The sequence below is a fragment of the Streptomyces sp. NPDC029122 genome (assembly GCF_055569445.1).
Map to the genome: position 1 here is coordinate 67,063 of NZ_JBVHWK010000014.1, position 26,168 is coordinate 93,230.

Sequence of the window (26,168 nt, forward strand, 5' to 3'; positions counted from 1 at the left end):
GTGCCCCCGCCGCCCCGAAGGGCGGCGGGGGCACGGCGCTTCCCGGCCGGTCGCTTCGCGCGCAGCCGGGCCATCTGGGCCCGCACGTCCTCGGCCATCGCCGCCTTCCGGCGTCCCCGTCGAGCGGTGAGCGGTCGGCCCACTCCCCTGCGAGCTCAGGCTCGCCGGTCATCCCCGGCCTCCGCGGCCGCGGCATCCACCGCCGTGGCCCCGTGCGGGCCCGGACCGGTGGGGACGGCCCCGAGCTGCCGTTCGCGCGAATAGGCCCTCAGGTAGACCACCACCGTGTTGGTGACGGCCACCAGCGGCACCGCGACGACCGCCCCGCCGATGCCCGCGATCATCCCGCCGGCCGCCACCGCGAGCACCACCGCGAGCGGGTGGACCCGTACGGCCCGGCCGAGGATGAACGGCTGGAGCACGTGCCCCTCGATCTGCTGGACCGCCAGCACCACCCCCAGCACCGCCAGGGCGATCACCGGCCCCTGGGTCACCAGCGCCACGACCACCGCGAGGGCGCCGGAGATCACGGCGCCGACGAGCGGGATGAAGGCGAACAGGAAGATGAACACGGCCAGCGGCACGGCCATCGTGACGTCGAGGAAGTACAGGCCGAGGCCGATGAACACGGCGTCGATCAGCGCGACGAGCACCGTGCCGCGCACGTACGCGGTCAGCGTGCGCCAGGCGCGCGGACCCGCGCCCGCGACCCCGGGACGGGCGGCGGCCGGGACGAGGCCCAGCACCCAGGTCCAGATGTTCTTGCCGTCGTAGAGCAGGAAGAGCGTCGAGAACATCGCGAGCAGCATGCCCGTCATCACCTCGACGAGCACCGTCACGCCCTGGAGGCCGGCGGAGGTGATCTCCTCGGTGTTGGTGCCGATGGTCTCGCTGAGGTTCTTCGCGATGTCGTTGATCTGCTTCTCGGTCACGTGGAACGGACTGTCCAGTGCCCAGGTCTTGAGCTCGTTGATGCCCTCGCGGAGGCGGTTGGAGAGGTCGTCGAGGTTCTCCATGACCTGCCAGACCACGAACCAGCCGACCAGCCCGATGACGACGAAGCCGAGGATCGCGGTGACGGCCGTGGCCAGCCCGCGCGGCAGGCCGAGCCGGCGCAGCCGCACCACGAACGGCTGGAGCATCGCGGTCACCAGCAGGGCGGCCGCGAAGGCGAGGACGACCAGGCGGACTTCGCTGATCACCCTCATCAGCACCCAGACCATCCCCGCGAGCAGCAGCAGCCGCCAGCTCGCCTCGGCGGCGACCCGCACGCCCCACGGGATGACGGTCACCGGCTCGGGCCGCTCGGCCGGCGGGACCGCCCCGGCCCCGCCGGGTGCCGCGCCGCCCGGCGCCGGCGCGGCCACGGCGGAAGCGGGCAGCGGCGCTTCACCGGCGGCCTCGGCCTCGACCTCGGCCCGCCGTTCGTGCAGGGCCGCTTCCATCCGGCTCAGCCTGCTGCCGAGCCGGCCGAGCCAGCCTGCCGTCTTCGCCATGTCGTTCCTTTCCCCCCGCCCAGCGGTGACACCTCGCACGACCGTACACGCGAGGAACCCCGCACCGTCGGACGGTGCGGGGTTCCCCGAGGTTGTGCGCGGGCCCTATGCCGAAGCTCTAGTACCAGCCGTTGGCCTGGTGGAAGCTCCAGGCGCTGCACGGGCTGCCGTAGCGCTCGTTCATGTAGCCGAGGCCCCACTTGATCTGGGTGGCCGGGTTGGTGCGCCAGTCGGAGCCGGCCGAGGCCATCTTCGAACCGGGGAGCGCCTGGACCAGACCGTAGGCCCCCGAGGAGGAGTTGACGGCCTTGTAGTTCCAGGTGGATTCCTGGTTGATGATGTTGGAGAAGCACTGGAACTGGCCCGAGGGGACCAGCTGCCGGGCGATCTCCTTGACCTGGGCGACCGTGTAGGAGCCCTGGACCGGGAAGTCACCGGCGTCGCGGGCGGCGGAGCGACTGGCGATCTCGCCCTGCTCCTCGCGCTGCTCCTTGAGCTTGGCGTCGGCCTCCGCCTTCTTCGCCTGCTCCGCCTTCTCGGCGTCCGCCTTCTTGGACTTGGCGTCCTCGGCGGCCTGGATGCGGGCGGCTTCCTCCGCCGAGCGCTTGGCGTCGGTGTCGGCGGCGTGGGCGATGCTGTCGGCCTGCTGCGCCAGGGTGCCGCTCTGGACCTGGGCCTGCTCGCCGACGGGGATGTCAGTGAGGAGAGTCGCGCCGGAAGCGGTCGTCTCGAGGTCGTTCGAGGCGGCATCGCCAGTGGCGACGCCTACGACTGCGCCGACGGTGGTGACCGCGGTGGCCGAAGCCACTGCGAACCCCCGGACCGAGATCCGGCTCACACGGTGTCCTTCCAGCAGCGTCCGCAGTGACCGCGCGGTCGCAAGAGTGCCCCCTCGACACTGGTCTCCGGGGTGATGAGGTCACTGGAGACACGGGCCCGTGGGCAACTCCCTCGCGGAGGCTGCCGGCTGAACCGGGCGGCATACGGACATCGGCTGTGGAGTTGTGGTGCGCATCCCACGGGGGATACAGGTGTGCCGTATGCGGGGCCTGACGGAAAACAGACTCTGCCGGACCTCGACGCCGCAGGGCAATTCCGCGTTGCGTGGGAAAGGTCACACCTGCGATGTCCCCGTTGTTTTCGACAAACACCTGTGCAGCAGGACGCCGCCCGGCTAGGCTCCTCCGCCTTTGCCGGACGGCGCCAACCGACCGTCCCGCTATGGGGGTTTTAGCCCCTTCCCTCCTAGAGGTTCTCCAGCATCTCCGTCACCAGTGCGGCGATCGGGGAGCGCTCGGAGCGGGTCAGCGTCACGTGGGCGAAGAGCGGATGCCCCTTCAGTTTCTCAACGACGGCGACCACTCCGTCGTACCGGCCGACCCGCAGATTGTCGCGCTGGGCCACGTCATGGGTCAGGACGACCCTCGAATTGGCCCCGATACGGGACAGAACGGTCAACAGGACGTTGCGCTCCAGGGACTGGGCCTCGTCCACGATGACGAACGCGTCGTGCAGCGAGCGGCCCCGGATGTGCGTGAGCGGCAGGACCTCCAGCATCCCGCGCCCCAGCACCTCTTCGATGACCTCGCGCCCGGCGACCGCCGAGAGGGTGTCGAAGACCGCCTGCGCCCAGGGGCTCATCTTCTCGGTCTGGTCGCCCGGCAGGTAGCCGAGTTCCTGCCCGCCCACCGCGTACAGCGGGCGGAAGACCATGACCTTCTGATGCTGCCTCCGCTCCAGCACGGCCTCCAGACCCGCGCACAGCGCCAGCGCCGACTTTCCGGTGCCGGCCCGGCCGCCCATCGAGATGATCCCGATCTCCGGGTCGAGCAGCAGGTCCAGGGCGATGCGCTGCTCGGCGCTGCGGCCGTGCAGCCCGAAGGCCTCGCGGTCGCCGCGTACGAGCTTCACGTTGCCGTCGGCCGTGACCCGGCCCAGGGCCTTGCCTCGCTCCGACTGGAGGATCAGCCCCGTGTGCACGGGCAGCTCCGCGGCCTCCGGTACGTGCAGCCGATCCTCTGAGTAGAGGAGGTCCACCTGCTCCCCGGAGAGGGCGAGATCGCTCATGCCGGTCCAGCCGGCGTCGGTGATCGCGAGTTCCGCGCGGTACTCCTCGGCGAGCAGGCCCACGGAGGAGGCCTTGATGCGCAGCGGGAGATCCTTCGAGACGACCGTGACGTCGTAGCCCTCGGCCTGGAGGTTGCGGGCGACCGCGAGGATCCGCGAGTCGTTGTCCCCGAGCCGGAAGCCCGCCGGCAGGACGCCGGGGTCGGAGTGGTTGAGCTCGACGCGCAGGCTGCCGCCCAGATCGCCCAGCGGGATGGGGGCGTCGAGGCGACCGTAGCGGACCCGGAAGTCGTCGAGCAGGCGCAGGGCCTGACGGGCGAAGTAGCCGAGTTCGGGATGGTGCCTCTTGGCCTCCAACTCGGTGATCACCACGATCGGGAGCACGACCTCGTGCTCGTCGAACCGGGAGATCGCGTTGGGGTCTGCCAGCAGGACGCTGGTGTCGAGGACATAGGTCCGCCTGTCGGGCAGGCGGCGCTTCGTGCTGGTCACCACGGAAGGACGTACCCCCTCGGAAGAGGTCGGGCCATGAAGACCGGACCGGTCATCGGCGCCAGTGCCAGGGCCGAATTCCGGCCCTCCAATCCGTCCGTGCGAACCGCACGCGCGTCCTGGTGCAAAGGGCCTCCCGGGCGGACGGCCCTGTGCCGTCCGCTGAGACTCGACACCCGTGAATCGGGCGTCGACCTGCCTGGGTTATGCCCTCGAACGAGCGCCGCCATGCCATGGCATATGACGGACGCTCGGTGAATCCCAGGTGAAGGGTTCGCGCGCGGTACGGACGGGGCCGAGGGGGCGTCAGCCGCTTCCCGTCAGGTGCCGTACCGCCGGTGGCGGGCGGCGTAGTCGCGCAGGGCGCGCAGGAAGTCGACCTTGCGGAAGGCCGGCCAGAAGACCTCGCAGAAGTAGTACTCCGAATGGGCGCTCTGCCAGAGCATGAATCCGGACAGCCGCTGCTCGCCGCTGGTGCGGATCACCAGGTCGGGGTCGGGCTGGCCGCGGGTGTAGAGGTGCTCCGCGATGTGGTCGATGTCCAGGACCTCGGCGAGCTCCTCGAAGGAGGTGCCCTTCTCGGCGTGCTCCAGGAGGAGCGAACGGACCGCGTCGGCGATCTCCTGGCGGCCGCCGTAGCCCACCGCGACGTTGACCAGTATCCCGTCGACGTCGTGGGTGGCCTGCTCGGCCTCCTTCAGCACCGTCTGGGTCCGCGCGGGCAGGATGTCCAGGTTGCCCACGTGGTGGACGCGCCAGCGGCCGTCCTCGGCGAGGCCCCGGACCGTGTTCTCGATGATGTTGAGCAGGGGCCGGAGCTCGACCTCCGGCCGGTCCAGGTTGTCCGTGGAGAGCATCCACAGGGTGACGACCTCGACGTCCGTCTCGGTGCACCAGCCGAGCATCTCGGAGATCTTGTCGGCGCCGGCCTGGTGGCCCTGCACCGTCGTGCCTCCGGACGCCTTGGCCCAGCGCCTGTTCCCGTCCAGGATGACGCCGATGTGCTTGGGCGACGCGTCATGGTCGAGGCGGCCTTCCACCCGGCGTGCATAGAGCCTGTACACCAGGTCGCGCAGCTTCACGATCTTCGAGCCCCTCCGTGCAATGCCCCCGTGCCAATTGCGGTCTCCCCCGAGTCGGCCACATTACTGCGCGCCGGGATCGGGTACCCAACTCGGTCGGTCAGACGTACGTGATAGCAAGGACATCGTGACTGATAACAATCCCTATCGGGCAGAGCCTTCGCGCTATGACTCCATGCCCTACCGGCGCACGGGCCGCAGTGGCCTCAAGCTCCCCGCGATCTCCCTCGGCCTCTGGCACAACTTCGGCGACGACCGGTCCCTGGAGTCCCAGCGGGCCATCCTGCGCCGCGCCTTCGACCTCGGCGTGACCCACTTCGACCTGGCCAACAACTACGGCCCGCCGCCCGGTTCGGCCGAGCTGAACTTCGGGAAGATCTTCGCCGGGGACTTCGCGCGGTACCGCGAGGAGCTGGTGCTCTCCACCAAGGCCGGCTACCTCATGCACCCCGGCCCGTACGGCGAATGGGGCAGCCGCAAGTACCTGCTCGGCTCGCTGGACGCCTCGCTGAAGCGGATGGGCGTGGACTACGTCGACGTCTTCTACTCGCACCGCTTCGACCCGCACACCCCGCTGGAGGAGACCATGGGCGCGCTCGCGTCCGCGGTCCAGCAGGGCAAGGCGCTGTACGTGGGCGTGTCCTCGTACACGGCGGAGCAGACGGCGCGGGCCGCGCGGATCCTGACGGACATGGGCGTGCGTCCGCTGATCCACCAGCCCTCGTACTCCATGATCAACCGCTGGACGGAGGAGGACGGGCTGCTGGACACCCTGGAGGAGGCCGGCATGGGCTGCATCTCCTTCGCGCCGCTCGCGCAGGGCCTGCTGACGGGCAAGTACCTCCAGGGCATCCCGGAGGGCTCGCGCGCCAGCCAGGGCAAGTCGCTGAACCCGTCGCTGCTCTCGCAGGACGTGGTCCGCCGGCTCACGGGGCTGAACGAGATCGCGGCCCGGCGCGGCCAGTCGCTGGCCCAGCTCGCGCTGACGTGGGTGCTGCGCGACGACCGGATGACCTCCGCGCTGATCGGCGCGTCGAGCGTGCGGCAGCTGGAGGAGAACGTCGCCGCGCTGGCCGGAGCACCGCTCACGGAGCAGGAACTGAAGGAGATCGACTCCTTCGCGGTGTCCACCCCCGGCACCAACATCTGGGCCCAGCGCGGCTGACCTGCGCTTTTGGCCGGAGGGTGCGGAGAACAGAAAACGGGCCGGTCCGTGGGGGGGATACGGACCGGCCCGAGGGGGGGGTTCCACCATAACCCTTCGTAAAGCGTCCTGCGTGCATCGACGCAAGATGATTACGCTCCGAATCCGCCCAGCAGCAATCCGGTGAGGGATCCGGCGGCCATGAAGGGGCCGAAGGCGAAGCCCTGGTCACGGCCCGCCCGGCCGCGCAGCACCAGGCCCAGGCCGTACAGGGCGCCGTAGAGCAGCCCCAGGAAGGCCCCCGCCGCCCATACCCCCCACCCGTACCACCCAAGAGCGACCCCCAGGGCGAGCGCCAGCTTGACGTCGCCCAGGCCCATGCCCGCCGGGTTGATCAGGAACAGCACGAGGTACGAGGCCCCGAGCGCGAGCCCGCCCAGCAGCGCGAGCCGCCACGACCCGGCGGCGCCCGGCAGCAGCGCGGCCGCCCCGAGCAGTGCGGCGCAGACGGCGGCGAGGGGCAGGGTCAGCACGTCGGGCAGCCGGTGCACCGCGAGGTCGACCAGGGCCAGCAGCACCAGCACCGGCGCGAGCGCGACGAACACCGCCGCCTCGGGCCGGGCCCCCACGGCCGCGCCGAGCGCGGCGCACACCCCGCCGGTGAGGACGGCGAGGCGGCCCGCGCGGGGTCCGTAGCCGGGGGCGGGGCCCAGCCAGCCGGCCAGCGGCCGCCCCCGGGGGCAGTGGCTCCGCCAGGACTCCCCCGGCTCCACCGACAGCCGGTACGCGGCGCGGGGCAGCGCCAGGCCGGCGACCGCGCCGTACGCCGCGGCGGGGATGATCACGAGTGCGCCCATCCCGCCGACGGTAGGCCGCCGCAGGGCGACGCGGATGGGCCCCAGGACCCCATCGCGGGACAGCCCTTAGGGTGGCCCGCATGGCGCACTGGCAGGACGGCCCCGGCACCCTCCGCATCGGCACCGCGGTGGTCCCCCTGGAGGTCGCCGCCTCCTACCGGGCCCGCACCCGCGGGCTGCTCGGCCGCGACGGCGTCGACGGGGCGCTGCTGCTGACCCCGGCGGGGAGCGTGCACACCTTCGGGATGCGGTTCGCGATCGACGTGGCGTACCTCGACCGCCGGATGCGCGTGATCGCGCTGACCACCATGCCCCCCGGCCGCCTGGGCCTGCCGCGCCCGCGCTCCCGGCACGTTCTGGAGGCCGCGGCGGGGGCCATGCCGGGGTGGGGCCTGGCCGTGGGGAGCGTGGTGGCCGTCTCAACTCGGACTGGGTGAGACGCCGCGCGGGCGGTAGGTTGGGGCGGTTGAGCTGGGGTCTCAGGGGAGCGGCATGACGGAGAACGCGCGGATCAAGGCGCTTGAGCAGATCATGCCGGCGACGCACGGCGCCGACGAGGACATCGACTGGCAGGCGGCCGAGGCCGTCTGGGGGACCCGGTTCCCGGCGGACTACGTCGCCTTCATGGGGCGCTTCGGCGCCGGCTCCATCAACGGCGAGGCCGGCATCCTGCTGCCGCTGCCCAAGCCCGGACTCCAGTGGGACCCGGCGGAGATGGCCGAGGAGACCGCCAACGCCCGGCAGGCGTGGGAGGCGGGGGGCGGCCGGGCCGCCTTCGACGTGGACCCGGAGTCGATCATCGCCTGGGGGGTCACCGCGGGCGACGACATCCTGTGCTGGCTCACCACCGACCCCGACCCCGACCGGTGGCCGGTGCTGGTCGCGGGCCGGCACACCGCCGACGCCTTCGCCGTCTACCCGTACGGCATGGCCGAATTCCTGCTGCGGCTGTGCTCGGACGAGTTCGACGTGAGCCCCGTCGGCATCACCTTCTGGGACGGCGGCCACCTCAGCTTCGTGCACTGGCGCAAGGCCCAGCGCCGCTGGCAGGAAGGCCGCAACCCGGAGACGGGCGAGCCCGACCCGTACGCCGGCGACTTCGCCGGCTAGCCGGCCCCGGCCGGCCCGCGCGCCGGAAAACACCCCAGCCCGTTTCCCTGCCGGAAACGGGCTTTTCCGTATGTCTACGCGCGTCCGATAGGGCGGCCTCATATCGGAAAACACAAATCCCAAAAGCCGTGGTTGGAGCAACCGACACAACTGCCGACCCGATGGAATCGAGTCCGCCGCCCTCAGGAGAGAATTCCGGCCAGACGGGCCACGGCGGGACACCCCAGCCCGGAGCAACTCATAAGTAATAAGCGGACTCAAAAGAAAATCAGGGGTATCCACCCGTGCGAAGAAGAATGTTCGGCGCGGCCGCGTCAGCAGCCGTGTTCGGCCTGCTGACACCGCTGTCCGGCTGCGGAAATTCCTCCGGCGACGGTGACGGCGGCGACGCGCTGCGCCTGGTCGCCGCCGAATACGGCAACACCTCCGCCAACAGTTCCAAGGTTTTCTGGGACAAGGTGACGGCCGATTTCACCAAGGCCAACCCCGGCATCAAGGTCGAGGTGAAGCTCATCCCGTGGGCCGACATCGACCGCGAGGTATCCCGTATGGTCGACGCCGGCAAGGCACCCGACATGGCCCTCATGGGCTCCTACTCGGACTTCGCCGCCCAGGGCAAGCTGTATTCCGCCGAGGAACTGCTCTCGGTCACCGCCGAGGCGAACTTCCTCCAGCCCCTCGCCGAGGCAGGGTCCGTCGGCAACACCCTCTACGGCCTGCCCTTCGTGGCGAGCAGCCGGCTGCTCTTCTACAACACCAAGCTGTTCGCCGACGCGGGCATCATCCCCAAGGACGGCTCGACGTCCTGGCAGCCCAAGACCTGGACCGACCTGAAGGCGGCCGCGACGGCGCTCAAGGCCAGGGGCGTGCGGTACCCGTACGCCCTGCCGCTGGGCCCCGAGGAGGCACACGCGGAGGCGATGATCTGGGAACTGGGCAACGGCGGCGGCTACGCCGACAGCAGCGGCAACTACAGCCTCGCCTCGGACCAGAACATCCAGACCTTCAAGTGGCTGAAGGAGCAGCTGGTGGGCCCCGGGCTGACCGGTCCGGTCCCGCCCTCGCAGCTGAACCGCGCCGACGCCTTCGCCGCGTTCCTGCGCGGGGAGGTCGGCATGCTCAACGGCTACCCGTCGCTCTCCCACGAGGCGCGCGCCAAGGGCATCACCGTCGGCACCGTGGCCATGCCGGTCTCGGAGTACCTCGGCACCGGCGAGACACCGCCGGCCGTGGGCGTGGCCGACTGGATGATGGCCTTCAAGCAGAACGGCAAGCGCGAGGAGATCGGCAGGTTCCTGGACTTCGTCTACCGGGACAAGAACCTGGCGGACTTCGCGGGCCGCTACCACCTGCTGCCCTCGACGGTCACGGCCTCCCGCACCCCCGCGGGCGGCGGCCTCGACAAGAACGACGAGCAGTTCCTGACCGCCCTGCGCGGCGCGCAGCTCTACCCGGTCAACGACCCGGCCTGGGTGACGGTCAGCGACACCATCAAGCGCAGCATCGGGCGGGCCGTGGAGCCGGGCGGCGACCCGAAGACCGTCCTCGAGGACATCGCCGCCAGGGCGAGCGCCGCCTCGAAGAAGAAGCGCTGAAGGTCCCCCGCAAGAGGGACCTCCGCCTCCCTGCCGCACCCCATCCCGTACGGCAGAATGGCTGACGGCACTTGATCCAAGGCCGTGGCCCGGTCGCCCGCCGAGCACCCACAAGGTGCGCGGGGCGACAGGCCTCCTCCTCTTCTCCCGCCGTGCTACGCCGGGCCGTTCTTCCCGGAGAACGCCGTGCGGTAGCGCTCGCAGCCGGAGTCCCAGCGCAGCGTGCCCGTCAGCGTCCCGTAGTGGGTGCGCGTGACCGACCACTCCACCGTGTACTGACCGGTGTCGCACGCGATGCGCTTGCCGCCCGCGACCTTCTGACGCCCCGTCGCCGGCTGCCCCGTCAGCTTCTGCTCCACCTCCGCCCGCGCGGTCCCGCGCGCGTCGCGCAGCACGGCGCGCACGACGATCGGGTGCGTGCCGTTCTTCGTGGTCAGGCCCTTGTTCACCAGTACGTCGGACACGGCCCAGGCGAACTCGTACGAGGGCATCCAGGACAGCGTGTCCGGGTCGGCGACCCGGCGCTCGTCCCTCGGGTCGCCGGGGAGCGGGGGACGGGAGACCGTCTCGTACTGGATCCCGGGGTGGAAGCGGACCTGGCCCTCCAGCTTGTGCTTCTGGTCCTTGGTCCACAGGGACTTCATCTCGTGCTCGCCCCCGGCCGGGTCCTGGAGGTACCCGGTGCCCGGTGCGGCGGTGGCGGACCCCTGGCCGAGGGCGGGGGCGACGGCCGCGGCGGCCGCGGCGAGGGCGAGGGCGGCGGTGCGAGTGCGCTTCATGCCCGGACCAACGGGCCCCGCGGCGGGCCGGAACGATGCCGCGCGCGCGTTCACCCGTACGGGAACGGCCGGCGGACGCACAGGTGACGGACTCCGCCGCCGGGCCGGAATGCCGTCCCGGCGACTCTGGTTGTCTGTGCCCGACGGACGGACGGTCCGCGAACGGTACGGGGGGACGGTATGGGTGTGACGGTGAACGGGACGGCCGCGGCGGGCTGGGAAACGGTCCGGGAGGCGTTCGAGGCGTTCGTGGCCCTGGAGCCCAACCCGCCGGAGGCCCAGCTGGCGGTCCGCCACCACGGGCGGACGGTGGTGGACCTGTGGGGCGGCGAGGACACCGGCGGAGACACCCTCAGCGGGGTCTTCTCCATCACCAAGGGCGCCGCGCACCTGGTCGTGGCGCTGCTGGCGCAGGAGGGCGTACTGGACCTGGAGCGCCCGGTGTCGGCGTACTGGCCGGAGTTCACGGGGCACGGCAAGGAGCGGCTGACGGTGCGGCAGCTGGTCGCGCACGGCTCCGGGCTGATCGGCTCCGACGAGGGCTTCTCGTACGAGGAGGTCGCGGACGACGCGTTCGTCGCGGCCCGGCTGGCCGGGCAGAAGCCGTTCTGGGAGCCCGGCACGGCGTACGGTTACCACGCCTTCGTGATCGGAGCGCTGACGGGCGAGGTGGTGCGGCGGGTCACGGGCCGCTCCCTCCAGGAGGTCTACGAGGAGCGGGTGCGGGCGCCGTACGGGCTGGACCTGTACATGGGGCTGCCGGAGGGGCTCGCGGGCCGCTGGAAGCCGGTCCTCGAGATGCTGCCGACGCCCGCGCAGGCGGAGGTGCTCGCGGCCTCCGCGATGCCCGCGATGATGCGGGTCGCCTTCAACCAGCACCACGAGCCGCCGATGGACGTGGTCGCGTACGCCAACCATCCGAAGGTGAGGGCCCTCGGCCCCGCCTCGGCCGGCGGCACCGGCACGGCGCGCGGCGTGGCGGCCCTGTACGCGGCGGCGATCGGCGGGCTCAACGGGCTTCCGCCGCTGCTGACCCCGGCGACCGTGGCCGACGTGGCGCGGCCGCACACCCCGGGCACGGACGCGGTCACCTCGGAGACCGACCACTTCGGGCTGGGGTTCGAGCGGCAGCACGCCGTGGGCCCGGAGGCCTTCGGGCACTGCGGCGCCGCGGGCGGGCTGGGCTTCGCCGACCCGGTCACGGGGATCGCGTACGGGTACACGCGCCGCCGCTTCGGTTTCCCGGGCGGCGCGGCCCCGGAGAACGGCCCGCTGGCGGCGGCGGTGCTGAAGGTGGCGCGCGCGCTGTAGCGCCCGGCGGGCGGCGCACCCGCCTCACCGGCAGACAGGGGGCTCAGTGCGCGAAGGAGTCCTGCGGGGCCTGCGCGGTCTTGGCGGACCCGCCGTCGGCCGGGGCCGGGCCGGCGCCCCGCAGCGGGACCTCCTTGACGAACCAGGCGAGCGCGAAGCCCAGTACGGCGATCGCCGCGCCCAGCAGGAACGCCGAGTGCGTACCGGCGGCCACCGCGTGCTGGTAGGCGTCGCGCACGGCCTCGGGGAGCTTGGCCAGGCCGGCCGCGTCGAGCTGGGCGGAGCCGGCGGCCTCGGCCGCCTGCGGGCCGAGCCGCTCGGACATGGTGTCCGTGACCCGGGAGGTGAACAGGGAGCCCATCAGCGCCACGCCGAAGGAACCTCCGAGGGTGCGGAAGAGAGTGGCCGAGGAGGAGGCGACGCCCATGTCCTTCATGTCGACGCTGTTCTGCGCCACCAGCATGGTGATCTGCATCAGGAAGCCGAGACCGGCGCCGAGGACGGCCATGTAGAGGCCGGAGACCAGGCGGGTGGTGCCCGTGTCCATGGTGGCGAGGAGGAACAGTCCGACGACCATCAGGGCGCCGCCGACGATCGGGAAGACCTTGTACTTGCCGCTGCTGGTCGTGATGCGGCCCGCGACGAGCGAGACGGCCATCATCGAGAGCAGCAGGGGCAGGAGCAGCAGGCCGGAGTTGGTGGCGGAGGCGCCCTGGACGGACTGCTGGAAGAGCGGGAGGTAGAACACGCCGCCGAACATGGCGAAGCCGACGAGGAAGCCGATCACCGACATCAGGGTGAAGTTGCGGCTGCGGAAGATGTGCAGCGGCATGACCGGCTCGGCGGCCTTGGTCTCGGCGTAGAGGAACGCGGCGGTCGACAGGACACCGGTCGCGGTCAGGCCGATGATCTCGGCGGAGCCCCATGCGTACTCGGTGCCGCCCCAGGTCGTCACGAGGACGGCCGAGGTGATGGCGACGGTCAGCAGGGCCGCGCCGAGGTAGTCGATCTTGCCCTGCGCCTTCTTCTTGGGCAGGTGCAGCACCGCGCTGACCATCGCGAGCGCGACGGCGCCGAGCGGCAGGTTGATGTAGAAGGACCAGCGCCAGCCCATGTGGTCGGTGATGGTGCCGCCGACCAGCGGGCCGCCGATCATGGCGAGGGCCATCACGCCGGCCATCATGCCCTGGTACTTGCCGCGCTCACGGGGCGGGATCAGGTCGCCGATGATCGCCATGACGCCGACCATCAGACCGCCGGCGCCCAGGCCCTGGACGGCGCGGAAGCCGATCAGCTGGCCCATGTCCTGGGCCATGCCGCTGAGCACGGAGCCGACGAGGAAGATGATGATCGAGGTGAGGAAGGAGCCCTTCCGCCCGTACATGTCGCCGAGCTTGCCCCAGATCGGCGTGGAGGCGGCCGTGGCCAGGGTGTAGGCCGTGACCACCCAGGAGAGGTGTTCGAGGCCGCCGAGCTCGCCCACGATGGTCGGCATCGCGGTACCGATGATCATGTTGTCGAGCATGGCGAGCAACATTGCGATCATGAGGGCCATCAGGACGACGCGTACGCTGCGCGGCTTCACCTCCCCGGTGCCCGCTGCCTCCGCGATGTTCTCCGCCATGTCCGCTCCCCGCTCACTCGCAACCGCACCGGGTACTTACTTGCCGCCCGGCTAGTTCACTAGAATGGGGAAGGTAGACCCGTCACTAGCCGGGCGTCAAGTAAGTACTCTGGGAGAGCCATGTCCAGCACCGGTCCGCAGCAGCCGCGCCGTGGCAACACGCGCCAGCGCATCCAGGACGTCGCACTGGAGCTCTTCGCCGAGCAGGGGTACGAGAAGACCTCGCTGCGGGAGATCGCCGAGCGGCTCGAGGTCACGAAGGCGGCGCTCTACTACCACTTCAAGACCAAGGAAGACATCATCATCAGCGTCTTCGAGGACCTGACGCGTCCGATCGACGAGCTGATCGAGTGGGCGCAGGGGCAGCCGCCGACGCTGGAGACCAAGCGGGAAGTCCTGCGCCGCTACAGCGAGGCCATGGCGGCGGGCGCGCAGCTGTACCGCTTCATGCAGGAGAACCAGGCCACCATGCGCGAGCTGAGCATCGGGGAGACGGTCAAGCGCCGGCTGTTCACCCTGGTGGAACTGCTGCGCAACGAGGAGGGCCCGCTCACCGACCAGGTGCGGTGCGTGAGCGCCCTGTTCACCCTGCACGCGGGGATGATGTTCCTCCAGCACGTGGAAGGGGACCCGGAGGAGACCCGGCTGGCGGCCCTGGAGGTCGCGACGGACCTGATCACCCGGGCCCACCACGGCGAGCCGTAGCCGCGGATGGCGGGCCCGGGGCCGTCAGGGGCGGAGCCGCCGTTCGGACTCCTCGATGGGGACGTCGTTGATGCTGGCCTCCCGGCGGCGCATCAGGCCGTCGTCGTCGAACTCCCACTGCTCGTTGCCGTGGCTGCGCCACCACCGGCCGTCCGCGTCGTGCCACTCGTACTCGAAGCGGACGGAGATGCGGTTGCCGGTGTACGCCCAGAGCTCCTTGCGCAGGCGGTAGTCGAGCTCGCGCTCCCACTTCTCGGCGAGGAAGGCGCGGATCTCGGCACGGCCCATGAGGAAGCGGTCGCGGTTGCGCCAGACGGAGTCCTCGGAGTAGGCGAGCGCGACCCGGTCGGGGTCGCGGGTGTTCCAGGCGTCCTCGGCGGCCCGCACCTTGGCGCGGGCGGTCTCCTCGGTGAACGGGGGCGTGAGCACGGGCGTTTCCTCTCGGACGGCAGCGCGGGGGGCGGCACGGGAGACAGCTCGGAGAACGTTCGTTCTCAAAGTAGAGAACGAACGTTCTCGCCGCAAGCGGTTCTGAACTACCCTTCCCCACATGGACGATGAAGAGGCCCGCACCCGGCTGCTCGACGCCGCGGAGGCGCTGTTCTACGCCGAGGGCATCCAGGCCGTCGGCATGGACCGCATACGCGCGGAATCGGGCGTACCGCTGAAGCGGCTCTACCGGGTCTTCCCCGCGAAGGAGGCCCTGGTCGCCGCCTACCTGGAGCGGCGCGACGCCCGCTGGACCGGCAGCCTGCGGGAGGCGGTGACGGCGGCCGCCGAACCGGTGCCGGCCGTCTTCGACTGGCTGGCGCGGTGGTTCTCGGAGCCGGACTTCCGGGGCTGCGCCTTCCTCAACGCTTACGGGGAACTGGGCACGGGCCCCGCCGCCGTCCTGGACGTCGTACGCCGCCACAAGACGGAGCTCCGCTCCCTGCTGGGCACCCTCACCGACTCCCCCGCCCTCGCGGACCAGCTCCTGATCCTGGCCGAGGGCGCCACGGTCGTGGCCGCCCTGAACCCGGGCCCGGAACCGGCCCTGCGGGCACGCGAGGCGGCCCTGCGGCTGCTGGAGGCGTCGCGGAACGGAGGCGCGGGCGATGCCATGGGCCGGTAACGGCCTTTTGACCGGCCGGAAGACGTCACGGATCCGGCCAGGCGTGCGGTGATCTGACCCGGCGGCGGCCCGCCCCTGGGACGACGCTTGACCCTCGACCTGGTGGAGGGATCAGAGTGCTGGGCGTGGGGAACGAGATGCGCAGTATCGGCGAGATGGCCCGGGAGAGCGGACTGGGCGTGAGCGCGCTGCGGTTCTACGACGGCGCCGGGGTGCTCGTACCGGACCGGGTGGATCCGGTGAGCGGGTACCGCTGGTACGGGCCCGGGCAGCTGGACGAGGCGCGCCTGCTGGCCCGTCTGCGCCGGGCCGGGATGCCGCTGGCCGACATCCGGCTGGTGACCGCCGGCTGGGCCGGGGGCGACACCGCGCTGGTGCTGAAGCTGCTCCGGGAGCACCTGCTCCGGCTGGAGCGGGGGCTCTCCGATGCGCGCAGCGAGTTCTCCATGGTCCGCGCCCTTCTCGATTCCAGGGAGATCACCATGAGTCCGGCCTCCGCCGACACCCGCACCGTCCGCCTGAACCTGTCCGGGCCCGCACTGGCCGCCGCGCTGGACGCGGTCCGGTTCGCGGCGAGTACCGATCCGGAACTGCCGATGCTCGGCGGGGTCCTCTTCGACATCGAGGGCCGGAGGCTGCGGGTGGTGGCCACCGACCGCTACCGGCTGGCCGTTTCGGGGACCGGGATCACCGGTTCCGCGGAGTACGACGGCTCCCGCGTCCAGGTCGTCGTCCCGTCCCCGCTGGTCGACGCGATGCGGGCGCTGCTCGGTGACGGCGGGCCCGCGGAGCTGGTGGTCGAGGGGGACAGGGTGGTCCTGGAGGCCGGGGAGCGGCAGGCGGGCGGGCGGTGCGCCGGGGACGGCTTCCCCGACTACCGGCGGCTCGTACGGCTGCCCGCCGGGCGCCGGGCCGTGGTGGACGTGGCCGCGTTCCGGGAGGCCCTGAGCGGCGGGCCCGTGCGGAGCCAGGTGCGGGAGCAGGACGGTGCGGCGTACGACGTGAGCGTGCTGGAGGTGACGGACGGGGGCACGGCGACGGTCTGCGAGCAGGTCTCGCCGGAGGACCGGACCGGGGGCGGGGTCCGGGACCGGATCGGGGTGAACCGCGCCTTCCTGCTGGAGGCCCTGGCCGCCGGGGACCGGGACCGCCTGGTCCTGGAGGCCGGCACGGGCACCACACCCCTGACCGTCCGCCGGAGCGACGACGAGGAGACGTACTCGCTGCTCATGCCGGTGCGCGTGGAGGACTGAGCCCGAACGTCCCGGGCCCGGGGCCGCTCCGGCGGGCCCCGGGCGCGGGAGCGGGGATCAGCCGAGGGCCAGGCTGATCTGGTCGTTGAACACCACCCAGTTCTGCCCGCGGTCGGCGGCGTCGCAGGGCTTCGTGGTGATCTTCGGGGTCCCCCAGGCGTTGGCGAGGCAGTACCCCGGGGCGAAGGCGAGGGAGATCTTCTGACCCGACACGTTCCAGTACTGGCCCTGGTCGTTGGGGTCGCACGGCTTCGTCGAGACGTCCGGGGTGCCCCAGTTGTTGGCCAGGCAGTAGCCGCGCGCGTTGGTGAGGGAGATCTGATGGCCCGCGAGGGTCCAGTGCTGGCCCCGGTCGGCGGCGTCACACGGCTTCGAGGAGACGTCCGCGGCCCCCCAGGTGTTGGCGAGGCAGTACCGGCCGGGGACGGCGGCCTGCTGGACGGTGCCCGCCGCCGCCCCGCCGGCCGGCAGGAGGGAGGCGGTCAGGGCGAGCGCGGCGAGGGCGAGCGTCTTGCGGAGGGCGATTGCCATGATGCGGATTCCATTCTCGACGCAGGCAGGAGTGATTCACTCAGGCCAAAAGGAGGGAGTCATCCGGCTCGATCACGAGCACACGGAATTGATACCAGCGATCACCGGCCGGTCAATTGAATCGGACGACCATTCACCCCCAACGAGCAGTCGACAGATGATCCGATGACCTACGACTGGCGGATTAACGCCCGCACGGGCGCAAAACAGCCGCCCGCCCCACCTGCCAAAATGGCCGAAAATTCCTGACCGACACGCCGGGTCCGCCCTGCGCCGCACCCCTGCGCAGGGCGGACCCGAATTTCAGACGCGCCCCTCAGTGCGCCGAAACGTTCCTCGCGCGGAATTTCCGCTACACCCCGCCGCAACGGCGTGCGCGATATCGGGAGAATCAGCCGAGGCAGAACTCGTTGCCCTCGATGTCCTGCATCGTGATGCACGACTCGTTGACGCCATCGGCGCGCTGCGTCAGCACGTGCTTCCCGCCGAGCGCCATCAGCCGTGCGCATTCGGCCTCGAGCGTGGCCAGGCGCTCGTCACCCACGAGCCCGGCGCCGGCCCGCACACAGAGGTGCACCCGGTTCTTGACGACCTTGCCTTCGGGAACTCGCTGGAACAGCAGGCGCGGGGCCACACCCGAGGGATCAGTACACGCGAAGTAGATCTCGTCCTCGGGCGGCAGCGAGCGGTGGTACTCCTCCCACGTGGCAAAGCCCTCCGGGACCGTCGGTATGACGTACCCCAGCACCTCGCACCAGAAGGCGGCGAGGCGCGCAGGTTCCGCGCAGTCGAAGGTCACTTGGAACTGCTTGATCGTTGACATCGGCGCACACTAGCAGGGGCCCTGCTCCTCTTCCCGGGTCGGTAGGTCCGCACGTTGTCGGGAGGAGGCACCTGCTACCCGTTGCCGTGTCGTGCGGTCGCAGGGGTGAACCGAGGTCAGTGCTTCCCCAAAGGGAACCCGGGATGCGATCCCGGCCAGGCACTCCCGTGCTGCCAAAGACCAGTTGCGGAACGACCCTTGGCCCTTAGGCCGCCCGGAGGGCCGCGGAAAGGGCGGCGAGGGAGTCGGCCGAGGTGTACACGGTGCTGGCGTCGACCACCCCGGCGGCACCGAGGTCGAGGCGTACGGGCGGGTCCAGGTGCACGGCGACCTCCAGGGAGTCGCTCACCGAGCAGGCCACCGCCTCCGGCTCGCCCGGCACGGGACGCGGACCACGGCCGTCCACGGTACGCACCACCGGCGACACGGACCGGACCGCCGAGCGCGGCAGCGTCACGTCCCCGAGGAACCCGGTCCGCAGGACCAGCCGTTCCGCGTCCACCTGGTGCGGGTGCCGGAGCAGCGTGGCCACCAGGGCGAGCCCGGCCAGCACCAGCAGCACCTCCACCGCCGCGTGCACGGGCCGGGCCGGGGGCGGCAGCATCGAGGACAGCAGGAACCCGGTCACGGCCTCCATCGCGACCAGGGTCAGCACCAGCTGCCGCACCCCGGCCGAGTGCCTCACCCCCTGCGCGGCCGGCCGCCGCAGCAGCACGTCCACCAGCGACCGGACCCCCACCCGCACGATCCCGCCCCTGGCTGGCCTGGGGGTCACCGTCCCCGTCGCCGTCTCCCTGCCCGCCACCTGGAACCCCCGCTCTGCCATCCACCGAGTCAACTCCCTCCACTTTCCGGTGGGTTCGACCCGGACAAAAGTGACAAATGTCAGCGTTGAGGCGGCGTGCCGGGCGGGTGGCGCCTAACCGGCGGCTCCCCGGGGGAAGGTGATCTCGACGCGGCGGTTCTTCTTGCGGCCCTCTTCGGTGCTGTTGTCGGCGATCGGGTAGTCCTCGCTGTAGCCCCGGACGTCGTAGGTGACGCCGGGGCTGGTGACGGTCTTGGCCAGCTCGGCCTGGACGGCGTCGGCGCGCTGCTTGGAGAGTTCCTTGCCGTGTTCGTAGCTGCCCTGGTCGTCGGTGAAGCCGAAGACGCGGATGCGGGTGGCCTTCTGGGTGTTGATCTCCTGCGCGATGGCCTGGATGCGGGAGGCGGCCTGGGCGTTGAAGACGGCGCTGTTCTCGGGGAAGAGGACCTCTGACTGCAGGGCCATCATGACGTTCTGGTTGGTCTCCTGGCGGCGCTGCTCGCCGCCGAGGTCTTCGACGACTTCGGCGATGTCGAGCACCTTGATGGGCGCGAGGGTGCCGCCCTGGGGGATCTTGAGGCCGGGAGCGTTCGGGTCGACCTGCACGGGCGCGGCGGCTGACGGCTCCGTGCCGGGGGGGACGGAGGGCTTCGGGTCGTCGGCGTGGGCGCTTGTCGCGCCGATGAGGTGGGTCCCGGCGATGACGAGGGCGGCGACGGCTGTGGCAGCGGCTACGCGGTGGCGTTTGGTCATGGGGTCACCCGGAGATTTTGACGGTGGCCGTGGCGAAGGTGGGGAGGTTGAACTCGACCTCTGTGGTGGACGTCGGCGGCATCGGAAACTGCGCGAAGAAGGGCACGGCCTGGCCTGGATCAACGCTTGAGATACCAGCCGTACAAAGGCAGCGCGACTCTGTGTCCCGCAGCACGTAGTAGCGTTTCTTCCCAGCCTTGTCGACCAGTGTCGCACCCGCTACGGATTCGCCCGATCCCTTCAGTTCAATGCCGCGCCAGGCGGCAGTGTCCTTGTAGGACTTACTGCTGGTGTTCTTGAGCTGTCCCGTGACAGTAAGGAATCCGCCTGGGTCCCTCTGAGCAGAGTTGATTTCCAGGATCATGCCGTCTTGACCGCTGAGAGTGGCGATAACCGAGGCCGGCACTGGGCTTGCCCCCTTGCCCGACGATGGAACCTGGGATCCAGCGCCCTGCGACTGCGGCTTCGATGACTTCGACGGCGCCTTGCCCCCACTCTCGTCACCGCCTCCGCATCCGGCCACCGTGAGGGCCAAGACCGCTGCAACAACGGCCGCTCCCCCGCAGGCCTTCATCGTCTGCCGAATGATCATCTGCACTGCTTCCTTCTCGGATATGTCACGGTCAGTCGGTCAAACGCACATCGAATAGCGCCCGGCCTACGGTGCGCCACGGATCGGGCTTTGCGGGGTTGAAGGTGATTACCTTCCCGCCCTTGCACTGGAACTTCACCACCACCGGCTTCGGTGCATCGCTCTCCGTCGGCGGGGTCGTCTGCCCAGGCGAGGGCGCAGGTGTGGGGACTGGCGACGGTGATGCCGCCACCCCCAGGTGGCAGCGCGGCTCGATCACGGCGGTGGCGTCAGCTGTCCCCTTCATGTCACTGGTGCCGGGGATCACCGAATTGCCCACGGTCCGCTTGGTGCTAACAACCACCCTGAAGCTCAGGCGATTAGCAGTGCACGAGGCCATGGCGCCGTTACCTTCGGCGAAATCGGCAGCCTTCCGGCAGGCCCCTGCAGAGTTGAACCTGCCGCCCTTGAGGACGGCTTCCCAGTCTTTGGGCTGTAGCTCGGCAAGGATCAAGCCCGGGAGAAGGTGGTCCCGCGCGTCTTGAGCGGCAGCCAGAGCGGCTGCGTCCGCCGCGCCTTGCGCGTCGCTGCGGGTCACAGAGGCCTGCCCAACGACGAAGAAGGCGAGAGCGGCGAAGAGAAGAGCTGCGATTACCACAATGTAAACGGGGAACGCTTGACCGCGATCCCGCCGCCCCTTTCCGCTTTCCCCCACTACCCGGCTTTGATGTCCGTGACAGCCTGCTTGATGCGCTTGGTAATCTCCGAACCGATACCCGTACCGATGATTGCGCCGATGATCACCACGACCACCAGGATGATGCCCAGGTACTCGAACGCGGTCTGCCCCCGGTCCAGGTTCGCGTAGCGCTTGCGGATCCGCGTCACCGTCGTGTCCGTCCAGGCGCTGACGCGGACCTTCGCCTCGACGGAGACCTTCAGCAGCGTGTTGTTCGACATGGGGGATCCCTCCCGGTCCGGTTCCGCAGTCGATTCGCGGACGGTACGGGGAGTGACGGGTGATAACCAAGGGTCCCGGGGCCCAAATACGGTCCCATTGCGCACGGTGTCTACCCATGACCAGTCACTCCCGGACGGGCGGTTCCCAGCCAGCGGGCTATCGCTTCGCTGCGGCTGGTGCTCTGGAGCTTCGCGAAGATGCGGTTGATGTGGTTCTTGACGGTCTTCTCGCTGATGAAGCAGGCGCCGGCGATCTGCTGGTTGTTCATGCCGGACGCGATCAGGTCCATGATCTCCACCTCCCGCGAACTCAGGCCGAACACAACGGAGTTGTGCAAGCGCTCCGTCGACTGTGCCACAGAAGGTTGCGTTTGCGAAGAGGACCGGAGTTCCGCGAGGACGGCCGTGGCGGCCGTCGGGGTGAAGTGGGCGCGGCCGGCGTGGATGTCGCGGACCGCGCGGACCAGGTCGTCGGCGGTGAACTCGCCGTGGATCAGGTAGCCGCCCGCGCCCAGGAGCAGGGCTTCGCGGACGACCTCCGCCTCCTGGCTGTACGTCAGCATCAGGACCGGCGCCAGGCACACCAGGTGCGGCAGTGCCGAGATGCCGTCCACCCCCGGCATCCGGACGTCCAGCAGGATCACGTCCGGGGCGTGGATCCGGGTCAGGTGCAGAGCCTCGCGGCCGTCGCGGGCCTGGGCCACCACGCGGAGGTCCCCCGCCGTGGCCAGTAGCGCGCTCAGGCCCGCCCGTACGACCGGGTTGTCGTCGGCGATCAGGATGTCGATCGGGGTCGTAGGGGTCGTCGGGGTCATCGGATCCCCTCCAGCGGGAGCGAGAGACGGACGCGGGTGCCGGGGCGGCCCGCCGGGCGGGGGCCGAGCGACAGGGCGGCTCCGATCGCCGCCGCGCGTTCCCGCATGCCGAGCACGCCGAAGTGGCCCCCGGAGGGGAGCCGCGCCGGCAGGCCCCGGCCGTCGTCCTCCACCGAGACGGTGAGGTGCGTGCCGGTCACCGACACCGTCAGCAGGGTTTCGGTGGCCCCCGCGTGGCGGCGTACGTTCTCCACCGCCTCCGCGGCCACCGACAGGATGTGCCCCGCCACGGCCGGGGGCAGCGCGGGCAGTTCCCCCGACACCCGGACCTCCGCGTCCAGTGCGCGCAGCGCCGGCAGGAGGGGGACCTCCTCGGCGCGCCGCAGGTCCGTGAGCAGGGCACGGGACTCGGAGGCCGCGCGGCGGGCCGCCGCGGCCACCTGTTCGGCCTGGTGGCGGAGGGCGGCGGGGTCAGTCGTGCGGGACAGGGCGTCGGCGCTGAGCGCCAGGCCGTGCAGGGTCTTGGACACCGAGTCGTGCATCTCCCGCGCCAGCCGTTCCCGCTCCTCCCGGACCGCCTCGGCCGCCGCCAGCCGCGCCCGGGTCCGCGACAGGCGGAAGAGGAAGTCGCGTACGGAGGAGCCGGCCGCGCCCGACAGGACGCAGAGGAGGGAGAGGGCCAGGCCGCCGCCCAGGGCCGCCACCACCACCGTCTGCGCCGCCGCGAACACCGCGGAGCCCCGCCAGCCGTAGACCAGCCCGGCCAGCAGCGGCGTGCCGAGGGCGACGAGCCCCAGCGGGGAGGAGGGGGTGGCGGTGATCAGCAGCAGGGCGCCCACCGCCATGTCCGCCGCCAGCAGCCAGCGGTGGCGCAGCAGCATCGGCCCGAAGCGCTCCCAGTCGCGGTAGAGGGCGTAGGAGAGGGTGAAGGTGCCCACCACCGCGCCCGCGACCAGGTACAGCGGGACGCCCGGCGCCGTACGGCCCAGGGCCAGGGGGGCGCCGAGGGGGATCATGACCAGCCGCACCGCGAACACCTGGCGGCACAGGGCCTGGAGGGCGTTGGCTTCTAGGCGCATGGCTCAGCCGCCTCCCAGCAGGGCGCCGAAGTCGACGTTCGCGCCGTAGACGAAGCCGCAGACCAGCAGGATCAGGGTGCCGGGCAGCATGAACATCGTCACCGCGAAGGTGGCCTTGGGGACGGCCCGGGCGGCACGCCTGCGGGCGTTCTGGGCGTCCGTGCGCCGCATGTCCTCGGCGATGGCGATCAGGGTGTCCACGATCGGGGAGCCGAGCTCCTCGCCCTGCTGCAACGCCGTGACGAACTGGGCGACCTGTTCGCTGTCGTTGCGGCGGCGCAGTTCGTCGAAGGCCTGGCGGCGGCTGACGCCCATGTCCAGCTGCTGGAGGGTGATGCGGATCTCGTCCGCCCAGGGGCCCTCGTACTTGCCCGCGACGCGTTCGAGGGCCTGGCGGAAGCCGAGGCCCGCGCTGACGACGACCGCGAGGACGTCGAGGAAGTCCGGCAGGGTGCGCTCGATGTTGTCGCGCCGGATCCGGATCGCCGACCACAGCCCGGCCTCGATCCAGAACAGTCCGAAGGCCACCATGAGCAGCGCCGGGACGAGCTTGCCGTTGAGCAGCATCGCGAAGGCGCCGAGTCCGCCCAGGAAGCCGTAGACCGCGCGCCGGGCGGCGTACCGGTCGATGGTGAGGCCGGCCGGGTTGCCCGCCATGTCGATCTGGCGGCGTTTGCGGGCCACCTGCTTGGGCCCCATCAGCCGCAGCACCAGCGGCGCCCAGCGGATGCCGAGCCGGTCGACGGCCGAGCCGACGGCGGTCGTACGGGTGGCGCCGACCTCCAGGGCGAGGGCGAGGTCGGTCGGGAGTTCGACGTCGGCGCGGTAGAGCCGGACGCCGTGGAGGATCCCGAAGACGGAGAGGGCGGCGGCCAGGGCCAGGAGGAAGGGGAGGTAGGTGTTCATCGTGGTGGCCGGCCCCTCAGACGTCGATCTTCGACAGGCGGCGGATGAGGACGAAGCCGAGCGTGAAGAGGCCGAGCGCCACCAGCACCGCCGTCTGTCCGATCAGGGCGCCCGTCATCCGGTCCAGCGCGCCCGGCATCATCAGGTCGACCAGCAGCAGCGAGCCGAGGCCGATGGCGGGGACCAGGTACGCGGTCACCGTGACCTGCGAGAGCTGCGTACGGATCTCCCTGCGCGTCTCCTTGCGCTGCTCCAGGGTCACGGTCAGGTTCCGCAGGCTGCCGACGATGGCGCCGCCCGCCCGCGCCGACAGGACGAGGGTGGAGACGAGGACGACCAGCTCCCGCGACGGCAGCCGCTCGACGATCTCCCCGAGCGCCTCCTCGATGGAGTGGCCGACCGCGAGCCGGTCCGTGACGCGGGACAGTTCCTCCCCCGCCGGGGCCTCCAGTTCCTCCGCGGCGATCCCGATGGCGGTGCGCAGGGCGAGCCCGGCCTGGGTGGCGTTGGCGAGGATGCGGGCCAGCTCGGGCAGCTGGTTGATGAACCGCTCCGTGCGCCGGGCGCGCTGCCAGTTGAGGAAGGCGTTGGCGGCCCACAGCCCGATCAGGCCGGCCACCGGGCCGAAGAAGGGCGCGAGGAGGGAGGCGGAGATCAGCCAGGTCCCGGCGACCGCCATCAGCATGTAGACGAAGAACTCGCCCGGGGTGACGTCCAGGCCGGTGGTCGCCAGCTTCAGCTCGATGCGCCGGCCCAGCTTCGTCCTGCGCAGGCGCCGGTCGACGCCCTGGAAGCGGCGTCTGCGGCCGGTGGCCTCGGGGGTGCCCTCCGCGGAGAGCCGGTCGATGAGGGCGGCGCGCTGGGCGAGGCCGGCCGAGTACGCGTGCGCCCCGAGGGACACGAGGAGTCCCGCCAGCAGGGTGGCACCGAGGGTGAGGAGGACGAGGTGGGTCACAGCACGGTCCGGGAGGTCAGCGGGTCGAGGTAGTCCTCCGGTGCTACCCCGAAGGCCTGGGGGATGGGCTGGTTGCTCATGTAGAGGCGCTCCGCGATCCGTCGGGGCAGCGGGGCGTAGGCGAAGTAGCCGTGCACGCGCCCGTCGGCCCCCATGGGCTGGGCGATGTAGCGGCACACGGTGGTGATCCGGAACGGCTCGCGGCCGTGGGAGTCGAGGATGGAGATCTCCGTGATGCGGCGCGAGCCGTCGCCGAAGCGGGTGAGCTGGACGATGACGTTGACGGCGCTGTTGATCTGGTCCTGGAGGGCCTCGAAGGGGATCTCGACCTCGGACATGGAGGCGAGGGTCTGGAGGCGCATCAGGGCGTCCTGCGAGCTGTTGGCGTGGACGGTGGCGAGGGAGCCGTCGTGGCCGGTGGACATCGCCTGGAGCATGTCGAGGGTCTCGCCGCCGCGGACCTCGCCGACGATGATGCGGTCGGGGCGCATGCGCAGGGAGTTGCGTACGAGGTCGCGGATGGTGATCTGCCCCTTGCCCTCGACGTTCGCCGGGCGGGATTCGAGGCGGATGACGTGGGCCTGCTGGAGCTGGAGTTCGGCGGAGTCCTCGATGGTGATGACGCGTTCGCCCTCGGGGATCAGTCCGGACAGGGCGTTGAGGAGGGTGGTCTTGCCGGTGCCGGTGGCGCCGGAGACGATCAGGTTCATCTTCGCCTGGACCAGCCCGGAGAGCAGGAGCAGCATCTGTTCGTCGAGGGAGCCGAGGGCGATCATCTCGTGCAGGGTGAAGGCGCGCGGGAAGCGGCGGATCGTGAGGGTCGCGCCGGTGAGGGAGAGCGGCGGGATGATGACGTTGACGCGCTCCCCGCTCGGCAGGCGCGCGTCGACCATCGGATTCGCTTCGTCCACGCGGCGGTTGACGGTGGAGACGATGCGCTCGATGGTCTGCATCAGCTGCTCGTGCGAGGCGAAGCGGATCGGGAGCTGCTCGACCCGGCCGGACCGCTCGACGAAGATCTGGTCGGGGCCGTTGACCATGATCTCGGAGATGGAGGCGTCCTCGAGGAGCGGTTCGAGCACGCCGAGGCCGAGTGCCTCGTCGACGACGCGGCGGATCAGCTGGGCGCGCTCGGCGGTGGAGAGGACGGGCCCCTCGCGGCTGATGATGTGCCCCAGGACGCGCTCCAGGCGCGCCCGGCGCTCGGCGGGCGCGAGCGCGGACATCTCGGCGAGGTCGATCTCCTCCAGCAGCTTGGCGCGGTAGGAGGAGACGAGCCGGCCGTCCTCGCGGGGGCCGTGCCGGTCGTCGGGGGTGCTGACCCGGGAACGCAGGCTCATG

The 26,168-nt window shown here is 71.0% G+C and carries 28 protein-coding genes and 1 pseudogene; 8 read left to right on the plus strand and 21 right to left on the minus strand.

From position 1 onward, the window contains the following. Positions 1-155 precede the first annotated feature (155 nt). The 4 genes from ACZ4WZ_RS18105 to ACZ4WZ_RS18120 all read right to left on the minus strand — a co-directional run bounded on the left by ACZ4WZ_RS18105 (position 156) and on the right by ACZ4WZ_RS18120 (position 5,137). On the minus strand, positions 156-1,496 hold the full coding sequence (locus ACZ4WZ_RS18105) for an AI-2E family transporter (protein WP_467891351.1): 1,341 nt from the start codon (positions 1,494-1,496) through the stop codon (positions 156-158). 118 nt (positions 1,497-1,614) lie between these two features. Then, complete coding sequence (locus tag ACZ4WZ_RS18110; protein ID WP_467891355.1) at positions 1,615-2,334, minus strand: aggregation-promoting factor C-terminal-like domain-containing protein; 720 nt, start codon at positions 2,332-2,334, stop codon at positions 1,615-1,617. 407 nt (positions 2,335-2,741) lie between these two features. Beyond that, positions 2,742-4,058: a PhoH family protein gene (locus ACZ4WZ_RS18115; protein WP_467891357.1), complete on the minus strand. Its 1,317-nt coding sequence runs from the start codon at positions 4,056-4,058 to the stop codon at positions 2,742-2,744. Between the two features lie 317 nt (positions 4,059-4,375). After that, positions 4,376-5,137 (minus strand): isoprenyl transferase, encoded by a 762-nt coding sequence (locus ACZ4WZ_RS18120; RefSeq protein WP_388934243.1) that lies wholly within the window; start codon positions 5,135-5,137, stop codon positions 4,376-4,378. Positions 5,138-5,264: 127 nt separating this feature from the next. On the opposite strand from ACZ4WZ_RS18120, the gene mgrA reads away from it, so the two are divergent. Further along, a complete protein-coding gene (mgrA, locus tag ACZ4WZ_RS18125) occupies positions 5,265-6,302 on the plus strand; it encodes an L-glyceraldehyde 3-phosphate reductase (protein ID WP_467891360.1) in 1,038 nt (345 codons plus the stop codon). Between the two features lie 131 nt (positions 6,303-6,433). On the opposite strand, the gene ACZ4WZ_RS18130 is transcribed toward mgrA, so the two are convergent. Further along, positions 6,434-7,138 carry a prepilin peptidase gene (locus tag ACZ4WZ_RS18130; RefSeq protein ID WP_467891362.1) on the minus strand — a complete coding sequence of 235 codons (705 nt, stop codon included), beginning with the start codon at positions 7,136-7,138 and terminating at the stop codon, positions 6,434-6,436. A gap of 80 nt (positions 7,139-7,218) precedes the next feature. On the opposite strand from ACZ4WZ_RS18130, the gene ACZ4WZ_RS18135 reads away from it, so the two are divergent. The 3 genes from ACZ4WZ_RS18135 to ACZ4WZ_RS18145 all read left to right on the plus strand — a co-directional run bounded on the left by ACZ4WZ_RS18135 (position 7,219) and on the right by ACZ4WZ_RS18145 (position 9,843). Beyond that, entirely contained in the window at positions 7,219-7,575 is a 357-nt protein-coding gene (locus ACZ4WZ_RS18135) for a DUF192 domain-containing protein (RefSeq protein WP_467891365.1), read from the plus strand. Between the two features lie 55 nt (positions 7,576-7,630). Continuing rightward, positions 7,631-8,248: an SMI1/KNR4 family protein gene (locus ACZ4WZ_RS18140; protein ID WP_467891367.1), complete on the plus strand. Its 618-nt coding sequence runs from the start codon at positions 7,631-7,633 to the stop codon at positions 8,246-8,248. 284 nt (positions 8,249-8,532) lie between these two features. Further along, the gene (locus ACZ4WZ_RS18145; protein ID WP_467891369.1) at positions 8,533-9,843 is read left to right on the plus strand and encodes an extracellular solute-binding protein; all 1,311 of its coding nucleotides are present in this window, start codon (positions 8,533-8,535) and stop codon (positions 9,841-9,843) included. A 155-nt stretch (positions 9,844-9,998) separates the two neighbouring features. Here ACZ4WZ_RS18145 and ACZ4WZ_RS18150 read toward each other — a convergent pair whose 3' ends face one another. Further along, complete coding sequence (locus ACZ4WZ_RS18150) at positions 9,999-10,622, minus strand: hypothetical protein (RefSeq protein WP_467891371.1); 624 nt, start codon at positions 10,620-10,622, stop codon at positions 9,999-10,001. 180 nt (positions 10,623-10,802) lie between these two features. Here ACZ4WZ_RS18150 and ACZ4WZ_RS18155 point away from each other — a divergent pair, with 180 nt between their 5' ends. Continuing rightward, positions 10,803-11,933, plus strand: a complete 1,131-nt coding sequence (locus tag ACZ4WZ_RS18155) for a serine hydrolase domain-containing protein (protein ID WP_467891373.1) — start codon at positions 10,803-10,805, stop codon at positions 11,931-11,933. A gap of 43 nt (positions 11,934-11,976) precedes the next feature. On the opposite strand, the gene ACZ4WZ_RS18160 is transcribed toward ACZ4WZ_RS18155, so the two are convergent. Then, positions 11,977-13,557 (minus strand): MDR family MFS transporter, encoded by a 1,581-nt coding sequence (locus ACZ4WZ_RS18160; RefSeq protein WP_467891375.1) that lies wholly within the window; start codon positions 13,555-13,557, stop codon positions 11,977-11,979. A 120-nt stretch (positions 13,558-13,677) separates the two neighbouring features. Here ACZ4WZ_RS18160 and ACZ4WZ_RS18165 point away from each other — a divergent pair, with 120 nt between their 5' ends. Further along, positions 13,678-14,262 (plus strand): TetR/AcrR family transcriptional regulator, encoded by a 585-nt coding sequence (locus ACZ4WZ_RS18165; RefSeq protein WP_467891377.1) that lies wholly within the window; start codon positions 13,678-13,680, stop codon positions 14,260-14,262. 24 nt (positions 14,263-14,286) lie between these two features. On the opposite strand, the gene ACZ4WZ_RS18170 is transcribed toward ACZ4WZ_RS18165, so the two are convergent. Then, the gene (locus tag ACZ4WZ_RS18170) at positions 14,287-14,691 is read right to left on the minus strand and encodes a nuclear transport factor 2 family protein (RefSeq protein ID WP_467891380.1); all 405 of its coding nucleotides are present in this window, start codon (positions 14,689-14,691) and stop codon (positions 14,287-14,289) included. Between the two features lie 121 nt (positions 14,692-14,812). Between ACZ4WZ_RS18170 and ACZ4WZ_RS18175 the strand changes: the two genes are divergently transcribed. Together ACZ4WZ_RS18175 and ACZ4WZ_RS18180 are read left to right on the plus strand one after the other, a co-directional pair. Then, positions 14,813-15,376 carry a TetR/AcrR family transcriptional regulator gene (locus ACZ4WZ_RS18175; protein ID WP_467891382.1) on the plus strand — a complete coding sequence of 188 codons (564 nt, stop codon included), beginning with the start codon at positions 14,813-14,815 and terminating at the stop codon, positions 15,374-15,376. 125 nt (positions 15,377-15,501) lie between these two features. Continuing rightward, a complete protein-coding gene (locus ACZ4WZ_RS18180; protein WP_467891384.1) occupies positions 15,502-16,629 on the plus strand; it encodes a DNA polymerase III subunit beta family protein in 1,128 nt (375 codons plus the stop codon). A 57-nt stretch (positions 16,630-16,686) separates the two neighbouring features. Here ACZ4WZ_RS18180 and ACZ4WZ_RS18185 read toward each other — a convergent pair whose 3' ends face one another. The 13 genes and pseudogenes from ACZ4WZ_RS18185 to ACZ4WZ_RS18245 form a co-directional block, all read right to left on the minus strand. After that, the gene (locus ACZ4WZ_RS18185; RefSeq protein ID WP_467891386.1) at positions 16,687-17,160 is read right to left on the minus strand and encodes a ricin-type beta-trefoil lectin domain protein; all 474 of its coding nucleotides are present in this window, start codon (positions 17,158-17,160) and stop codon (positions 16,687-16,689) included. Between the two features lie 391 nt (positions 17,161-17,551). After that, complete coding sequence (locus ACZ4WZ_RS18190; protein ID WP_467891388.1) at positions 17,552-17,983, minus strand: VOC family protein; 432 nt, start codon at positions 17,981-17,983, stop codon at positions 17,552-17,554. 205 nt (positions 17,984-18,188) lie between these two features. Continuing rightward, positions 18,189-18,809: a hypothetical protein gene (locus tag ACZ4WZ_RS18195; RefSeq protein ID WP_467891390.1), complete on the minus strand. Its 621-nt coding sequence runs from the start codon at positions 18,807-18,809 to the stop codon at positions 18,189-18,191. 93 nt (positions 18,810-18,902) lie between these two features. Beyond that, positions 18,903-19,541, minus strand: coding sequence for an OmpA family protein (locus tag ACZ4WZ_RS18200; RefSeq protein WP_388934283.1), 639 nt, complete (start codon positions 19,539-19,541; stop codon positions 18,903-18,905). 4 nt (positions 19,542-19,545) lie between these two features. Further along, on the minus strand, positions 19,546-20,133 hold the full coding sequence (locus tag ACZ4WZ_RS18205) for a hypothetical protein (protein WP_467891392.1): 588 nt from the start codon (positions 20,131-20,133) through the stop codon (positions 19,546-19,548). Between the two features lie 31 nt (positions 20,134-20,164). Beyond that, the gene (locus ACZ4WZ_RS18210) at positions 20,165-20,626 is read right to left on the minus strand and encodes a hypothetical protein (protein ID WP_467891543.1); all 462 of its coding nucleotides are present in this window, start codon (positions 20,624-20,626) and stop codon (positions 20,165-20,167) included. A 36-nt stretch (positions 20,627-20,662) separates the two neighbouring features. Continuing rightward, positions 20,663-20,827: pseudogene (locus ACZ4WZ_RS18215) on the minus strand (pilus assembly protein TadG-related protein); the annotation flags it as partial. Next, a complete protein-coding gene (locus ACZ4WZ_RS18220) occupies positions 20,827-21,072 on the minus strand; it encodes a hypothetical protein (RefSeq protein ID WP_467891394.1) in 246 nt (81 codons plus the stop codon). The pseudogene ACZ4WZ_RS18215 and the gene ACZ4WZ_RS18220, both read right to left, overlap by 1 nt. A 110-nt stretch (positions 21,073-21,182) precedes the next feature. Then, the gene (locus tag ACZ4WZ_RS18225; RefSeq protein ID WP_467891397.1) at positions 21,183-21,887 is read right to left on the minus strand and encodes a response regulator; all 705 of its coding nucleotides are present in this window, start codon (positions 21,885-21,887) and stop codon (positions 21,183-21,185) included. Then, positions 21,884-22,966 carry a sensor histidine kinase gene (locus ACZ4WZ_RS18230; RefSeq protein WP_467891399.1) on the minus strand — a complete coding sequence of 361 codons (1,083 nt, stop codon included), beginning with the start codon at positions 22,964-22,966 and terminating at the stop codon, positions 21,884-21,886. Before ACZ4WZ_RS18230 ends, ACZ4WZ_RS18225 begins: the two co-directional genes overlap by 4 nt. A 3-nt stretch (positions 22,967-22,969) precedes the next feature. Beyond that, positions 22,970-23,872, minus strand: coding sequence for a DUF5936 domain-containing protein (locus tag ACZ4WZ_RS18235; RefSeq protein ID WP_467891401.1), 903 nt, complete (start codon positions 23,870-23,872; stop codon positions 22,970-22,972). 16 nt (positions 23,873-23,888) lie between these two features. Then, on the minus strand, positions 23,889-24,827 hold the full coding sequence (locus ACZ4WZ_RS18240) for a type II secretion system F family protein (RefSeq protein WP_467891403.1): 939 nt from the start codon (positions 24,825-24,827) through the stop codon (positions 23,889-23,891). Beyond that, positions 24,824-26,167 carry a CpaF family protein gene (locus tag ACZ4WZ_RS18245; RefSeq protein ID WP_467891405.1) on the minus strand — a complete coding sequence of 448 codons (1,344 nt, stop codon included), beginning with the start codon at positions 26,165-26,167 and terminating at the stop codon, positions 24,824-24,826. The genes ACZ4WZ_RS18240 and ACZ4WZ_RS18245 overlap by 4 nt, the downstream gene beginning before the upstream one ends. Between the last annotated feature and the right edge of the window lies 1 nt (position 26,168).

Excerpts from the sequence above, each read along its gene's own strand:
- ACZ4WZ_RS18105 (WP_467891351.1), bottom strand. The coding sequence starts at position 1,496 with ATGGCGAAGACGGCAGGCTGGCTCGGCCGGCTCGGCAGCAGGCTGAGC.
- ACZ4WZ_RS18130 (WP_467891362.1), bottom strand. The coding sequence starts at position 7,138 with ATGGGCGCACTCGTGATCATCCCCGCCGCGGCGTACGGCGCGGTCGCC.
- ACZ4WZ_RS18135 (WP_467891365.1), top strand. The coding sequence starts at position 7,219 with ATGGCGCACTGGCAGGACGGCCCCGGCACCCTCCGCATCGGCACCGCG.
- ACZ4WZ_RS18140 (WP_467891367.1), top strand. The coding sequence starts at position 7,631 with ATGACGGAGAACGCGCGGATCAAGGCGCTTGAGCAGATCATGCCGGCG.
- ACZ4WZ_RS18150 (WP_467891371.1), bottom strand. The coding sequence starts at position 10,622 with ATGAAGCGCACTCGCACCGCCGCCCTCGCCCTCGCCGCGGCCGCCGCG.
- ACZ4WZ_RS18155 (WP_467891373.1), top strand. The coding sequence starts at position 10,803 with ATGGGTGTGACGGTGAACGGGACGGCCGCGGCGGGCTGGGAAACGGTC.
- ACZ4WZ_RS18160 (WP_467891375.1), bottom strand. The coding sequence starts at position 13,557 with ATGGCGGAGAACATCGCGGAGGCAGCGGGCACCGGGGAGGTGAAGCCG.
- ACZ4WZ_RS18165 (WP_467891377.1), top strand. The coding sequence starts at position 13,678 with ATGTCCAGCACCGGTCCGCAGCAGCCGCGCCGTGGCAACACGCGCCAG.
- ACZ4WZ_RS18175 (WP_467891382.1), top strand. The coding sequence starts at position 14,813 with ATGGACGATGAAGAGGCCCGCACCCGGCTGCTCGACGCCGCGGAGGCG.
- ACZ4WZ_RS18185 (WP_467891386.1), bottom strand. The coding sequence starts at position 17,160 with ATGGCAATCGCCCTCCGCAAGACGCTCGCCCTCGCCGCGCTCGCCCTG.
- ACZ4WZ_RS18190 (WP_467891388.1), bottom strand. The coding sequence starts at position 17,983 with ATGTCAACGATCAAGCAGTTCCAAGTGACCTTCGACTGCGCGGAACCT.
- ACZ4WZ_RS18195 (WP_467891390.1), bottom strand. The coding sequence starts at position 18,809 with ATGGCAGAGCGGGGGTTCCAGGTGGCGGGCAGGGAGACGGCGACGGGG.
- ACZ4WZ_RS18200 (WP_388934283.1), bottom strand. The coding sequence starts at position 19,541 with ATGACCAAACGCCACCGCGTAGCCGCTGCCACAGCCGTCGCCGCCCTC.
- ACZ4WZ_RS18205 (WP_467891392.1), bottom strand. The coding sequence starts at position 20,133 with ATGATCATTCGGCAGACGATGAAGGCCTGCGGGGGAGCGGCCGTTGTT.
- ACZ4WZ_RS18220 (WP_467891394.1), bottom strand. The coding sequence starts at position 21,072 with ATGTCGAACAACACGCTGCTGAAGGTCTCCGTCGAGGCGAAGGTCCGC.
- ACZ4WZ_RS18225 (WP_467891397.1), bottom strand. The coding sequence starts at position 21,887 with ATGACCCCGACGACCCCTACGACCCCGATCGACATCCTGATCGCCGAC.
- ACZ4WZ_RS18230 (WP_467891399.1), bottom strand. The coding sequence starts at position 22,966 with ATGCGCCTAGAAGCCAACGCCCTCCAGGCCCTGTGCCGCCAGGTGTTC.
- ACZ4WZ_RS18235 (WP_467891401.1), bottom strand. The coding sequence starts at position 23,872 with ATGAACACCTACCTCCCCTTCCTCCTGGCCCTGGCCGCCGCCCTCTCC.
- ACZ4WZ_RS18245 (WP_467891405.1), bottom strand. The coding sequence starts at position 26,167 with ATGAGCCTGCGTTCCCGGGTCAGCACCCCCGACGACCGGCACGGCCCC.